Source organism: Frankia sp. CeTa3Moorea (assembly GCF_978021225.1).
Genome location: NZ_CDXDOR010000142.1, coordinates 1 through 13,375, shown reverse-complemented (window position 1 = coordinate 13,375; position 13,375 = coordinate 1). Strand labels below are relative to the sequence as shown.

The window sequence follows — 13,375 nt, the reverse complement described above, 5'->3', positions numbered from 1 at the left end:
CGCCACCCCGGCACCCGCCACCACGGCCCCGGCCGAACCCGCGGCGACGGCCACCGCGGCCCCGGCCGCCATTGAGCCCGCGTCCGCTGCGCGGCCGTCAGCGCAGCGTCGCGAGTTCCTCGTGCAACGCGCTGATGATTTCCCAGGCGTCGGGGACCTGTGCCCGGTCGGTGACGACTCCGACGTCGAGCGCGTCCAGGTAGCTCAGTGCGGTGATGTTCAGGCCGCAGCTGTGGGTGATGGGGCTGAGCGGATAGGCGGCGGTCATCGGCGTCTTGCCGAGGTAGAGCTGCAGGGGTGAGCCCGGCACGTTGGATACGACCAGGTTGCAGACCGGCTGGATCCGGGTTCTGCTCAGCACCGCCATGACCATGCGGGACGCGCGGGCGAGTATGGCCGGCGGTACGAACTGTTCCGTGTCCTGCAGGACGGTGGCCGGGATTGCGCGGTGCACGGTCTTCGCGGTGGCCAGCGCGTCGTGGGTGAAGGCGATCCGTGCGGCCGGGTCCGGCTCGTGGGTGGGGATCGGTACCATCATCGCCGAGATCCGGTTGCCGAAGGTGCCGACCTGTTCGGGGGTACGGACGCTCAGCGGCACCATCGCGACCAGCGGCCGATCCGGTAGCTCGTCCCGGTCGGCGAGCCATCTCCGGACGGCACCCGCACACAATGTGACAACGACGTCGTTTACGGTGACGTGAAAGCGGTTCTTGATTGTTTTGATGTCGGTCAGCGGCAGGGTGGCGAAGGCGACCTGCCGGTGTGGGCTGATCGGCCCGTTGAAGCGGGTCCGCGGCGCCCGTACCCGGGGAACCTCGAGGATCTCCCCGTCGGTGTGCGCCTCCCGCCGGAACTCCAGGACGCTGCGCGCCACCCGGCCCGCAAGACGGATGCCCGGAACGGTCCGCAACGCCGGATTGCGGTCGAGATAGCGCAGCGTCCGGGGCAGGACAGACAACGCGCGCAACGGTTGCCGGGCCAGTCCGAGAAGCCCGCGCGCGAGCATCTCTGCCTGGCTGGGCAGGCCAGCCGGCGGGGCGGCCGGCGGTGGAGGTTCGCGGCCCGCCGGGGTGAAGTCGGTCAGCGCGAGCAGCACCTCGGCCCCAGACAGGCCATCGAGCACCGCATGGTGAATCTTGGTCAGGACGGCGACCCGCTGCCCCTGCAATCCGGAGATCAGGTACGCCTCCCACAGCGGGCGAGACCGGTCCAACGGCCGGTTGAGCAGCCGGGCGACCTGCGTGGCGAGTTGGGCATCGTCACCAGGCGTCGGCAGCGCCAGTTCGCGAACGTGGTACTCCAGATCGAAGCAGGGATCCTCCACCCAGTAGGGATGGTCGAGGCCGAGTGGCACCTGCACCAGTCGCTCCCGCAGCGGCGGAACCAGCGGCAGCCGCCGCGCGACATGCTCCAGCAGCCACCGGAAGGTGAGCTCCTGTCCCGGCTTGCTCGTGTCGTAGAGGACCAGGCCAGCGACGTGGCCGAACGTGCGTCCGTCCTCCCACGCGAGGAACTGAGCGTCAAGCGGGGTTAGCTGCCGCATGGGCGCCTCACCGGGGTCGGGGTAAGCATCGGGTGGCCGTCAGGCGTAGCCGGAGCATGCCCCTGTCCGCGGTGCTGCGAACCCGGCGGAAGTCCAGGGAGCGAGGCGCGGTGCGACCCGTGGGCCGCGCGCCCCACCCGAGCGGGTGCGGGTTGCGCTGGCTGCGATCAACACGAGGCCCACCTCAGCCCCGGACACACGGCAGAACTGAACACGCGGCAGGACCGTCTCGGCGGTAGGGCGCCCGGCCTACTCCGTCCCCGACGGCTGGCCCCGGCGGTTACTGTCCCGCGGCCGGCACCCCCGCCGGCTGCGCCAGGTCGTCGGTCTCGGCTGGGTGGGCGTCGGCGGTCCGTGCGCTGTCGGCGGCCCGCGACTGGCCGGGCGGGCGCAGGACGAACAGGGCGACGAGGACGGCCGCGGCGACCAGGGCCGCGCTCACCGCGTAGGCGAGGTGGAACCCGCCGGTGAGGGCGGTGGTGGTGCTCCTGCCGCGGTCGAGCAGCGAGTCGGTGCGGGAGGCGGCGAGGGTGGCCAGGATCGCGGTGCCGAGCGCGGCGCCGATCTGCTGGGTGGTGTTGGCCACCCCGGAGGCGACGCCGGCCTCGGCGGGGTCGGAGACCGTCATCGCCTGGCCGATCAGGGCGGGCATCGCCGCGCCGAAACCGATACCCAGCAGGACGAACACGGGGGCGACGTCGCGCGCGTAGCTGCCGTCGGCCGGTACCCGGGCCAACAGTAGGAGCGCCGCGGCGACCAGCAGCAGCCCGACGACGATCACCGGCCTGGGGCCGAACCGGGTGCTCAGCGGCGACGCGAGGCCCAGCGAGACGGCCGCGATGGTCAGCGGGGCCGGCAGGAACGCCAGCCCGGTGCGCAGCGCGTCGTAGCCGAGCACGTCCTGCAGGTACAGGGCGGTGCAGAACTGATAGCCGAACAGGCCGGCCACCATCAGGGCCAGGATGATGTTCGCTCCCCCGACCGCGCGGGAGCGGAAGATGCGCAGCGGCAGCAGTGGCTTGGCCGCGGTGGCCTGGCGGCCGACGAAGGCGTAGCAGGCCAGTGCCTTGGCCCGCTCCCGGCTGCCGGGGAAGATCGTGACGATCATGCCGAGTGCCACCGCGGAGGCCAGCGCGCCCCCGGCGCCCTGCGGGAAGCGGAACGTGATCAGGAGGCCGCCGGTGTTGGCCAGGCCGCAGGCCAGCGAGGCCGCCGTGAACAGGCCGAGCCCCCCGATGAAGACGGGCTGGCCGCCCAGCAGGTCACCCAGCCGTCCGGACAGCAGCAGCAGGCCGGCGAAGGCGATCAAGTATCCGTTCACAACCCAGGCCAGGTTCGCCTGGGAGAAGCCGAGGTCCTGCTGGATGGTCGGCAGCGCGACCGTAACGATCGAGCTGTCCAGGATGACCATCAGGTTGCTGGTGCAGAGCACCCCGAGAGCGAGCCAGCGGGACGGGAGCGCCGGGAGCGAGGCCGGGGGAGTTGAGTCGGTCAACAGTCTTCCTTGACGTCGAGGAGGCCGGACGGGGCCGCGGCGGGCCGGTCGCGACCGCCAGCCAGGCACGGCGGTTCCAGCCGCCGTATGGGGCACGCCTTGTTACGGAAGCCATCATGTGTGACTGTGGGAGTGGCCGGAAGGAGGCACTTTCATGTTCCAGGGGAACAGCGATGTGATCGACCCCCCCGGCCACGAGGCCGAGGCCTGCACCGTCTTGGAGGTGCTGAACCGGATCAGTGGCAAGTGGGCCATCGGTATCCTGCTGCGGATCAGCGACGGACCGGTCCGGTTCACCGAGCTGCAGCGGTCGATCAGCGGCATCAGCCGGCGGATGCTCACCCTCACGCTGCGTAACCTGGAACGTGATGGGCTGCTGACGCGGGTCGTCTACCCCACGGTGCCGCCGAAGGTCGAGTACCAGGCCACCGATATGGCCCGGGAGCTGTATGCCACGCTGTGGACGCTCACATCGTGGGCCGAACGGCACCGCGACGACATCGCCGTGGCCCGCGCGGCCTACGACCGCAACCACGGCCCCCAGGGTGGAGTCGACTAGAGCACCCTGGAGGCCATGATTCGAAGATGCATCCCGAGTGTGACGTTGGGTGACTATCGCTGGGCTGGAGCGATCCCGTCCCGATGCCAGTCCTGGAACAGTCCGTACACCATGCGCCAGTGCCCGTACCGGGCGGGAACGTCCCGCCACGGCGCCCCGGCCCGCGTCCGCCACCGAATCCCGTCGATCAATTGCCGGCATGTCCACGTCGGCGGCTGACCCGGCTTCTTCTTCATGCCGATACGCCGGACCACGGGAATAGCGGCGTCAGGTTGGACGTCACGGAGGTTTCCGACCGGGGCTCCGCCTGTCGTCGCCGGCGGCCCGACCGATCAGTCGGACACAGCGAGTTCGCCCAGCTCCGACCAGTCGTCCTGCTCCAGAACCGTGTTCACGATGCGCGGCGTCTCGGCGAGGTACTTCGGCAGTGTCTGCCGGGCGGCCTTGAAGTGGTCGGACTGGACGTGCGCGGCTCCGGCGTCGCCATCCTGGAATGCCTCGACCAGTACGTACTCGGTCGGGCTCTCAATGTTGCGGGACCAGTCGAACCATTTGCAGCCCGGCTCAGCGCGGGTCGCCTCGGTGAACGCCCGTGAGATCTCCGGCCACTGGTCGGCGTGCTCCGGCTTGATCCGGAACTTGGCGGTGATAAAGATCATTATAAACCCTTTCCGAGCTCATGGCTCTTGCTGTGGGCGACAGGCCGCCTGGGGTACCGAGCTCCAACGACTGTTTCCACACCGTCGGCGACGGGTGGCCCCCACGCTCGGCACCTCGCCCATGGTCGTAGCAGTCACAGCCGCCACGGGCAGTCTCGATTTGAGAAAGCCGGGGCCTGCCGCGGGCTCGTGATCAGGGCTCGATGCCCTGGGTGGTAGTGACGCTGGGTGGCAGGGACATCGTAGGGCAGCCGAGGCGCCGCCCCGCGGGGTGTGCGAATGTATACTTGTCAGACTTTCCTTGTCTGGAGAGGACGGGCGATGAGTCTTGAGGGGCGTCCCACCGGCGCGGAGGTAGCGGAGGTAGCGGGGAGCCGCGGCGGGCATGGCCAAGGGCCGGCCGTGGCAGGCCGTCCGGTCCTGCGCTACGCGATGGCGCGGGATGCGTCGCATTATCACCTGGTGCCCTCCGCAGTGGAACGTGTTGCCGGCGTGGGCGATGTGGCGGCGCTGTTTGCGAGATGCCGGCGAAGTGGTTCGTACCTGACGTTCCGCTCGGGCGGGACGAGCCTCAGCGGCCAGGGCGTCACCGACGGGATCCTGGTCGACGTGCGACACGGTTTTCAGTCGGCCGAGGTGCTCGACGGTGGTGACCGTCTGCGCGCCGAGCCTGGCGTGACCGTCCGTGCCGCCAACGCGCGGCTGCGTCCGTACGGGCGGAAGCTCGGTCCCGACCCCGCGAGTGAGGTCGCCTGCACCCTGGGTGGAGTCATTGCCAACAATTCCAGCGGAATGGCCTGCGGTACCGGGCAGAACGCCTACCAGACGCTCGAGGCGATGACCGTGGTGCTATCCAGCGGATCCGTGATTGACACCGGTGCGCCGGACGCGGATGAACGGCTGCGCGCGCTGGAACCCGATCTGTATGCGGGCTTGCTGCGGCTTCGTGAGCGGATCTGCCGCAACCCGGCGTCCGTGGCGACGCTGCGTCGGCAGTTCTCAATGAAGAACACGATGGGCTACGGTCTCAACTCGTTTCTCGACTACGAGCGTCCCGTCGAGATCCTGGCCCATCTGATGGTCGGTAGCGAAGGCACGCTCGGGTTCGTCGCCTCGGCCACGTTCCGGACGGTGGAGCTCTTTCCCCACGCCTCGACCGGCTTGGCGGTGTTTCGTGACCTCGCCACCGCGACCGCCGCGTTGCCCGAGCTGGTCGACGTGGGGTTCGCGACGATCGAACTGATGGACGCTCGGTCCCTTGCCGTTGCGCAGACCCTCGGCGCGACACCGGCTGAGATCGGCTCGCTGGAGGTGCGTGACCAGGTTGCGCTCCTGGTGGAGCTGCAGGCAGCGACCACCGAGGAGCTTGCCGACAAGGTGTCCGGGGCCGGCGGCGTGTGCGATGGGCTCGAGACCGAGTCGCCCCTGGAGCTGACCTCGGACCCGCGGCGCCGAAAGGACCTGTGGCATGTGCGCAAGGGTCTCTATACGGCCGTCGCGGGAGCGCGCCAGGCGGGGACCACGGCGTTGCTGGAGGATGTGGCGGTTCCGGTGCCGCACCTGCGGGCAGCGTGCCAGGAACTCACGAAGCTGTTCGACGCGCACGGCTATCAGAACAGTGTCATCTTCGGCCATGCCAAGGACGGCAATATCCATTTTATGCTCACCGAGACCTTCCAGGATCCCGCGCGGTTGGAACGCTACCACGCATTCACCGAGAAAATGGTCGAGCTGGTGCTCGAGCACAAGGGGACGCTCAAGGCAGAGCATGGCACCGGCCGGATCATGGCGGGGTATGTCCGTCGCCAGTACGGCGATGAACTGTATGACGTCATGACGGAGGTGAAGCGGCTGTTCGACCCGCTGGGAATCCTCAACCCGGGGGTCGTGCTGTCCGACGATCCTCGCTCCTATCTGCGCAATCTCAAGGATGTGCCGACGGTCGGCTACGGCGCGGACATGTGCGTGGAGTGCGGGTACTGCGAACCGGTCTGCCCGAGCCGGACGCTGACCCTGACTCCTCGGCAGCGGATCGCCCTGCTGCGGGAGCGTGAGGCCGCGCGGCGGGAGGGAGACGAGGGGCTCGCCGATGAGCTGTCCGCGGCCTACCGCTATGACGCGGTCGACACCTGCGCGGTCGACGGTATGTGCCAGACCGCTTGTCCTGTGCAGATCAACACCGGATCACTCGTGCGAGAGCTGCGCGCCGAGAGGGTGAACAAGGCCGAGGACGCGCTGTGGCGCTCGGCGGCCCGCCACTGGGGGGCGACCACCACACTGGCTGGGAAGGCGCTTTCTGCCGCCGCCGCACTGCCGCCGACGTTGCCGACAGCCGCGGCCTCCCTGGCCCGCAGAACGTTGGGCACCGACAGGATGCCTCAGTATGACGCCTCGCTGCCCCGCGGTGGGTACCGGCGCCGGGCGGTCGCGGCTGCCGCAGAGGCGTGCGCCGTGTACTTCCCGGCGTGCGTCGGGGCCATGTTCGGCTCGTCGTCATCCAGCGGCGGGGTCATGCCCGCGATGCTGACGCTGTGCGCGCGTGCCGGGGTAGCGGTACGGGTACCCAAGGGCATCGCGTCGATGTGTTGCGGTATGCCGTGGAAGTCGAAGGGTCTCAGGGGTGGCCACGAGGTCATCGGGGCCAAGGTCCTGCCGGCGCTGCTCGCGGCGACCGACGGCGGCCGCCTGCCGGTCGTGTGCGACGCGGCGTCATGTACAGAAGGTCTGGAGGAGCTTGGCGCCGAGGCGAAGCGGCTTGGCGGCGGCTACGAGGCACTTCGTTTCGTGGACGCGCTCGAATTCGTGCGCGCCGAAGTCGTGGGCCGCCTCTCGGTGACCCGCCGGGTGGCGTCCCTGGTACTGCACCCTACGTGCTCGACCGAGCGGCGGGGCACCACGACTTTACTCAGGGAACTCGCCGAGCTGGTCAGCGACGAGGTGGTCGTGCCGCTGGACTGGAATTGCTGCGCGTTCGCCGGTGATCGCGGACTTCTGCATCCCGAGCTGACCGCGGCGGCGACGCTGAACGAGGCACGTGAGGTCAACTCCCGTGCCTTCGAGGTGCATGCGTCGGCCAACCGGACCTGCGAGATCGGAATGTCACGCGCAACGGGGCGCGAATACGTCCACATTGTCGAGGCGCTGGAGTACGCGACTCGCCCGATCCGGGATTCTGCCCATCCAGGCGGTGCCGGCTGAGAACGTGACGTGTCGGAGAACGCCGATCGACAACTTCCGTGACCTTGATGGATGCGCGACCCGAGCGAACGTGTCACCCGCGCGCCGTCGCGGCTTCGTACGCGAAGCCCGCCTCCGGGCCCGGTTCGGCGCCGAAAGCGCCCGCGAGTCTCTCGCGCGCGCGGGAGAGGTGTTTGTGGAGTAAGACCGTTGCTGCGTCCTGATCGCCGGTCACGATCAGCTCCAGCAGGCGAGCGTGCTCGCCGTAGATCGATTCCGCGCTCAGCAGCGCCCGGCCCTGTACCTGCGACATGCACAGCCGGACTTCACCGGCGAGTTTGTGGTACATGCCGCTGATGCGGGGACTGGACATCGAGTCGACGAGGCTGAGGTGAAACCGCATGTCGGGCTCGACGATCGCGATCTGAGGGCCGTTGATCACCGACTTGATCTCATCATTGGCCATCCGGGCCTGCGCGGGAACGCGGCGGGCCGCGGCGAGCAGCCGGAGTGGCTCGCGCTCGAGGCAGTAGCGCGTGTTGTAGATGTCGCGAACGTCGTCCGGGCCGAGCTCGGGGACCCGGGCGACCTTGTGACTGCCGCGGACAAGGAGACCGGCCGCGACCAGCTTCTCGATTGCCGCCTTCGCGGTCGGGCGAGCGATATCGTACTGGGTGGCGACGCCTACTTCGGTCAGCGCCTGGTTGCTGCCGATATTGCCGCTGAACAGCTCGGCGCGAAGATTTTCGACCACCGCATCTATGAGCGATACCGGCTGTACAGGGCGGCGCATCACCCAGTCACCTTCCAGTACATGCGAGTCAGGCGGGTTGGTGACCCTCATGGAATCAACACGAGCTAGCCGAGATTACAACTGTCAGTCGTAGCCCCGCGCGGTCTCGCCCATCCCGCCCGGACTCGCCCATCCCGCCCATCCTGCCCAGGACGCCGACCGCCCGACCGGTCGGCGAGCGCGGTCTCGACCTCGGTGGGCGCACCTGACGGCGGGCCGCATCGGCCAGCAGCGCCGGGAACCGCACCCACCCATGAGGGCCGGGCCTGTCAGGGCTGAACCGCCCCGGGCTCTCAACAGCCCGGGGCGGTTCCGGTTCAGCCGCCAACGTGAGCCGCGTTCTCAGGTATTCAGCTCCGGGGTGTCGCGGGTCGGGGTGAACTCGGGGGTGGCATGGTAGTCGACCGCGCCGGCCGCCTGCGGGTAGTGCAGGTCGAAGGCGGGCCGCTCGGAGCGGATCCGCGGCAGCGAGGTGAAGTTGTGCCGCGGCGGTGGGCAGGACGTTGCCCATTCCAGCGAGTTGCCGAAGCCCCACGGGTCGTCCACTGTCACGACTCGACCCTTCCGGTACGACCACCACAGGTTGTACAGCAGCGGCAGGGTCGACAGCGCAAGCAGGGAGCTGCCAGCGGTGGCGATGGTGTTCAGCGTGGTGAAGCCGTCGTCCGGGCCGTAGTCGGCGTATCGGCGCGGCAGGCCCTTGACGCCGAGCCAGTGATCCACCAGGAAGGTCAGGTGGAAGCCGAAGAACATCGTCCAGAAGTGCACCTTCGCGAGCCGCTCGTTCAACATCCGGCCGGTGACCTTCGGGAACCAGAAGTACACCCCGCCGAAGCCGGCGAACAACAGGCCGGCGACGACGTAGTGGAAGTGGCCGACGACGAAGTAGCTGTCCGAGACGTGGAAGTCGATCGGCGGGCTGGCCAGCAGGACACCGGTCAGACCACCGAACAGGAACGTCACCAGGAAGCCGACGGCGAACAACATCGGCGCCTCGAAGGTGAGCTGTCCGCGCCACATCGTGCCGATCCAGTTGAAGAACTTGACCCCGGTGGGCACCGCGATCAGGAATGTCAGGAAAGCGAAGAACGGCAGCAGCGCCGCGCCGGTGACGTACATGTGATGCGCCCACACGGCGATCGACAGCGCCCCGATGCCGATGGTCGCGTAGACCAGTCCCCTGTAGCCGAACAACGGCTTGCGGGAGAACACCGGGATGATCTCCGTGATGATCCCGAAGAAGGGCAGGGCGATGATGTACACCTCGGGATGCCCGAAGAACCAGAACAGGTGTTGCCAGAGGACGGCGCCGCCGTTACCCGGGTCGAAGATGTGCGCGCCGAACCGGCGGTCGAACTCCAGGGCGAGTAGCGCGGCCGCGAGCACCGGGAAGGCGACCAGCACCAGGATCGAGGTCACCAGCAGGTTCCAGCAGAAGATCGGCAGCCGGAACATCGTCATGCCGGGCGCCCGCAGGCAAAGGATCGTCGTGATGAAGTTGACCGCGCCCAGGATGGTACCCAGACCGGAGACGGTCAGACCCAGCACCCACAGGTCACTGCCGACGCCCGGCGAGTAGGCGGCGTTCGACAGCGGCGTATAGGCGAACCAGCCGAAGGAGGCGGCGCCGTTCGGCGTAAGGAAGCCCGCGGTGACCGTCAGGCTGCCGAACAGGAACAGCCAGAACGACAACGCGTTCAGCCGTGGAAAGGCCACGTCAGGCGAGCCGATCTGCAGCGGGATCAGGTAGTTCGCGAACGCGAACGCGATCGGCGTCGCGAACATCAGCAGCATCAGCGTGCCGTGCATCGTGAACACCTGATTGTACTGCTCGTTCGACAGGTACTGCAGGCCCGGCTGGGTGAGCTCGGCCCGGATGAGCATCGCCAGGATTCCAGCGAACGCGAAGAATACCAGCGAGGTCATGAAGTACAGCAGCGCGATGTCCTTGTGCGACGTCGTCCGCAGGTACTGCGCCAGGGTTTTCACAACCCCGGGCGGGAGCTCGCCCGCCGGCGGGCCCGTGTGCCCGGCCGGCCTATCGTGCACAAGTGTCACATTCCGCTCCCGATGGTGTTGCCGCTGCCGGCGCTAGTCACGTTATCCGCGCACCGGTTGCCGCGGCACGGCCTGACGTCCCACATTCGGAGGAACTCCGGCACCCGGACCGGGCGCAGAACGTCCTGCGCCAGGCAGGCCCACCATTATTCGTTGGCCGTTCTCGCGGGTCTGTCGGTGGGGCTTTCTTACCGCTGGCGTCGTTTCCCTTCCCTTGCTACCGGCTGCTCTCACTTGTTGTTGCCGGGTGGGCGCGGACGTGCAGGCGTTCGCCCTGGGGGCCGAACAGGCTGAGGGCTTCGGCGGGCCGCGGGGTGGGGTTGCTGAAGGCGTGGGGAACGTGGGTGTCGAACTCCGCGACCTCGCCGGGGGTGAGAACGATGTCGTGCTCGCCGAGCTGCAGGCGCAGCCGTCCGGACAGGACGTAGAACCATTCGTAGCCCTCGTGGGCCTGCCGTTGCGGTTCGCGGGCGGGCCAGTGCGCCGGGATGATCATTTTGTAGGCCTGCAGCCCGCCGGGTCGGCGGGTGAGCGGGATGAGCGTCATGCCGTTGCGTTCGATCGGGCGGGGGTGGATGCGCGGGTCGGCGGTTGGCGTGCCGACCAGCTCGTCCAGCGGCACCTGGTGGGCGCGTGCCAGCGGCAGCAGCAGTTCCAGGGTGAGCCGGCGCTGGCCGGACTCCAGGCGGGACAAGGTGCTGACCGAGATCCCGGTGGTCTGGGACAGCTGCGGCAGCGTCACCCCGCGCCGGTGGCGCAGCGCGCGTAGCCGCGGGCCCACCGCCGCCAGGACGCCGTCGAGGTCGGGCACATCGTCGATCACACCATCAGTTTGCCATCTCGGCAACGCTTCTTGTCAGAACGGGTGGCGTGCGCGGACAGTCCGGCGCGGGGCGGTCGTCGCGACGACGAGCAGGGCGCCCCGCCTGGACAGGCCGAGGAGAGCGCATGGTGAACGAGGCGTACGACAACGAGGCGTACGACGTGGTGGTAGTGGGTGGCGGACCGGCCGGGCTGGCCGGCGCCCTGACCCTGGCGCGGGCACGTCGGTCGGTGCTGGTGGTCGACGCCGGCGACCCGCGGAACGCCCCGGCCGGGGGTGTCCACAACTACCTGGCCCGCGAGGGCACGCCCCCGAGTGACCTGCTGGCCGCCGGTCGCGCCGAGGTGACCGGCTACGGTGGCGAGGTCGTGGCCGGCACCGTCACCTCCGCCCGGCATCTCGGCGGGGGCGGTGGCTTCCGGGTGTCGCTCGCCGACGGCCGGGCCGTGCGGGCACGGCGGCTGCTGGTGACCACCGGCCTCACCGACGAGCTGCCCGCCGTGCCCGGGGTGGCCGAGCGGTGGGGGCGCGACGTGGTGCACTGCCCGTACTGTCACGGCTGGGAGGTTCGCGACCAGGCGATCGGCGTCCTGGCCAGCGGCCCGATGGCAGTGCACCAGGCCCTGCTGTTCCGGCAGTGGAGCGCGGGCGTGACCCTGTTCCGCCACACTGCACCCGCCCTCAGCGACGAGCAGGCCGAACAGCTCGCGGCCCGCGGGATCGGTGTCGTGGACGGCGAGGTTGCCGGCCTGGAGGTGACCGGCGACCGGCTCACCGGTGTCCGGCTGCGTTCCGGCCGGCTCGTCCCGTGCCGGGCTGTGGCGGTCGCGCCGCGTTTCACCGCCCGCGCGGACCTACTCGCCCCGCTCGGCCTGCGGCCAGTCGAGGTGCGGCTAGGTGAGCACGTGCTCGGCAGCCGCATCGAGGCGGACGCGACAGGGGCGACCGCCGTGGCCGGGGTGTGGGTCGCGGGCAACGTCGCCGACGTGCGGGCGCAGGTCCTGTCCTCCGCCGCCTCCGGACTGGCCGCCGCGGCCGCCGTCAACGCCGACCTCGTCGCCGAGGACACCCGGCGGGCGGTCGAGTCCCACCGGTACGAACAGACCTACGGCGAGCAGGCATGGGACGCCCGGTACCGGTCCCGGCCACAGCACTGGAGCGGAAACCCCAACCCGGCGCTGGTCGCGGAGGCCACCGACCTGCCAGCCGGCACGGCGCTCGACGCCGGGGCAGGCGAGGGCGCAGACGCGTGCTGGCTCGCCGCCCGCGGCTGGCAGGTCACCGGCATCGATCTGTCGACCACGGCCCTGCGCCGGGCCGCCGCCCGCGCCGACCGGCTCGGCCTCGGCATCACCTGGATACACGCCGACCTGGCCGCCCGGCCCGCGCCCGGAACATACGACCTGGTCACCGCGCACTACCTGCACCTGCCACCAGCGTCGCGGCAGGCACTGTTCGCCCACCTCGCCGCCGCCGTCGCACCCGGCGGCACGCTGCTGATCGTCGGCCACGACCCCACCGGCCTGCATACCACGGGCCCCCGGCCAGAGCTGGCGGAGGCGGGCTGGACTGCCGCCGAGGTCGCCGACACCCTCGGCGACGGCTGGACAATCGACGTCGCCGAAGCCCGGCCCCGGCCGGGCACCGACCACGACGGCCGCGACATCACGATCCACGACGCGGTTCTGCGCGCCCGCCGAGACGACACCCAAGACCGCCGGCGAGGGACCCAGCCCTCCGCTGCCCGGCGTGCGACCAGCCATGACGCCACCACGGCCAGCGGCGGCCAAGCGCGGGTCGCCGGCTCTCTCCACCTGTAGGTCCTGTCCCCGGAGCCCACGTGGAGCGTGATGGTGACTATGCGGTCGACCGGGATGAACGCCCTCGCAGGTAGCCGGCGACCTCCTCGGCAGGGTCGAGGGTCATGCCGACGGCGACGGCGAGGTCATCGCCGAGATCGAGCTGGGTCTGCTGCACCTGGGGCGCTGCAATGGGTACCTTCGGGGTGTCGGTGGACCAATAGCAGGCTGCCCTACCGGTACCGCAGCGTGTGCTGCCGGACAGTGGGCAGCGCGGTACCGAGAACACGTGAGAAATTGGCCCGCCAGCTCCCGCCCGCGCAGCTTCCGCTGGCCCGGATTCCGTCAGTCCAGCTTCCGTCGGTCCGCCCAGGGTGGGCCCACTAACGGCCGGTGTCCTGGTACATCATCGATTCCGGACTGAACCGTTGACTGAAGAGCAGGGCACGCTACTGGACTGTTCGCCCTA

The 13,375-nt window shown here is 69.5% G+C and carries 10 protein-coding genes; 3 read left to right on the top strand and 7 right to left on the bottom strand.

What is annotated here, in order from left to right; translation table 11 throughout:
- Positions 1-97 precede the first annotated feature (97 nt).
- Both AC08OV_RS19775 and AC08OV_RS19770 read right to left on the bottom strand, forming a co-directional pair.
- Positions 98-1,543 (bottom strand): WS/DGAT/MGAT family O-acyltransferase, encoded by a 1,446-nt coding sequence (locus AC08OV_RS19775; protein WP_476615001.1) that lies wholly within the window; start codon positions 1,541-1,543, stop codon positions 98-100.
- A 280-nt stretch (positions 1,544-1,823) separates the two neighbouring features.
- The gene (locus AC08OV_RS19770) at positions 1,824-3,038 is read right to left on the bottom strand and encodes an MFS transporter (RefSeq protein ID WP_476615002.1); all 1,215 of its coding nucleotides are present in this window, start codon (positions 3,036-3,038) and stop codon (positions 1,824-1,826) included.
- Between the two features lie 154 nt (positions 3,039-3,192).
- On the opposite strand from AC08OV_RS19770, the gene AC08OV_RS19765 reads away from it, so the two are divergent.
- A complete protein-coding gene (locus tag AC08OV_RS19765) occupies positions 3,193-3,597 on the top strand; it encodes a winged helix-turn-helix transcriptional regulator (protein WP_476615003.1) in 405 nt (134 codons plus the stop codon).
- A gap of 53 nt (positions 3,598-3,650) precedes the next feature.
- Here AC08OV_RS19765 and AC08OV_RS19760 read toward each other — a convergent pair whose 3' ends face one another.
- Together AC08OV_RS19760 and AC08OV_RS19755 are read right to left on the bottom strand one after the other, a co-directional pair.
- Positions 3,651-3,833 carry a transposase gene (locus AC08OV_RS19760; protein ID WP_476615006.1) on the bottom strand — a complete coding sequence of 61 codons (183 nt, stop codon included), beginning with the start codon at positions 3,831-3,833 and terminating at the stop codon, positions 3,651-3,653.
- A 96-nt stretch (positions 3,834-3,929) separates the two neighbouring features.
- Positions 3,930-4,256 (bottom strand): putative quinol monooxygenase, encoded by a 327-nt coding sequence (locus AC08OV_RS19755; protein ID WP_462187687.1) that lies wholly within the window; start codon positions 4,254-4,256, stop codon positions 3,930-3,932.
- A 321-nt stretch (positions 4,257-4,577) separates the two neighbouring features.
- Between AC08OV_RS19755 and AC08OV_RS19750 the strand changes: the two genes are divergently transcribed.
- Complete coding sequence (locus tag AC08OV_RS19750; protein WP_476615004.1) at positions 4,578-7,454, top strand: FAD-binding and (Fe-S)-binding domain-containing protein; 2,877 nt, start codon at positions 4,578-4,580, stop codon at positions 7,452-7,454.
- Positions 7,455-7,527: 73 nt separating this feature from the next.
- Here the strand turns inward: AC08OV_RS19750 and AC08OV_RS19745 are convergent, their stop codons facing one another.
- The 3 genes from AC08OV_RS19745 to AC08OV_RS19735 all read right to left on the bottom strand — a co-directional run bounded on the left by AC08OV_RS19745 (position 7,528) and on the right by AC08OV_RS19735 (position 11,107).
- Positions 7,528-8,277, bottom strand: a complete 750-nt coding sequence (locus AC08OV_RS19745; RefSeq protein WP_476615005.1) for a GntR family transcriptional regulator — start codon at positions 8,275-8,277, stop codon at positions 7,528-7,530.
- A 291-nt stretch (positions 8,278-8,568) separates the two neighbouring features.
- Complete coding sequence (ctaD, locus tag AC08OV_RS19740; protein ID WP_476620089.1) at positions 8,569-10,284, bottom strand: aa3-type cytochrome oxidase subunit I; 1,716 nt, start codon at positions 10,282-10,284, stop codon at positions 8,569-8,571.
- A 217-nt stretch (positions 10,285-10,501) separates the two neighbouring features.
- Positions 10,502-11,107, bottom strand: a complete 606-nt coding sequence (locus tag AC08OV_RS19735; RefSeq protein ID WP_476620088.1) for a helix-turn-helix domain-containing protein — start codon at positions 11,105-11,107, stop codon at positions 10,502-10,504.
- Between the two features lie 125 nt (positions 11,108-11,232).
- Between AC08OV_RS19735 and AC08OV_RS19730 the strand changes: the two genes are divergently transcribed.
- Complete coding sequence (locus tag AC08OV_RS19730) at positions 11,233-12,927, top strand: FAD-dependent oxidoreductase (RefSeq protein ID WP_476616221.1); 1,695 nt, start codon at positions 11,233-11,235, stop codon at positions 12,925-12,927.
- The last annotated feature ends 448 nt before the right edge of the window (positions 12,928-13,375 follow it).

Bases quoted from the DNA above. Each gene is read 5' to 3' on its own strand.
- AC08OV_RS19750 (WP_476615004.1), top strand. From the start codon at position 4,578: ATGAGTCTTGAGGGGCGTCCCACCGGCGCGGAGGTAGCGGAGGTAGCG.
- AC08OV_RS19745 (WP_476615005.1), bottom strand. From the start codon at position 8,277: ATGAGGGTCACCAACCCGCCTGACTCGCATGTACTGGAAGGTGACTGG.
- AC08OV_RS19755 (WP_462187687.1), bottom strand. From the start codon at position 4,256: ATGATCTTTATCACCGCCAAGTTCCGGATCAAGCCGGAGCACGCCGAC.
- AC08OV_RS19775 (WP_476615001.1), bottom strand. From the start codon at position 1,543: ATGCGGCAGCTAACCCCGCTTGACGCTCAGTTCCTCGCGTGGGAGGAC.
- AC08OV_RS19760 (WP_476615006.1), bottom strand. From the start codon at position 3,833: ATGAAGAAGAAGCCGGGTCAGCCGCCGACGTGGACATGCCGGCAATTG.
- AC08OV_RS19730 (WP_476616221.1), top strand. From the start codon at position 11,233: ATGGTGAACGAGGCGTACGACAACGAGGCGTACGACGTGGTGGTAGTG.
- AC08OV_RS19765 (WP_476615003.1), top strand. From the start codon at position 3,193: ATGTTCCAGGGGAACAGCGATGTGATCGACCCCCCCGGCCACGAGGCC.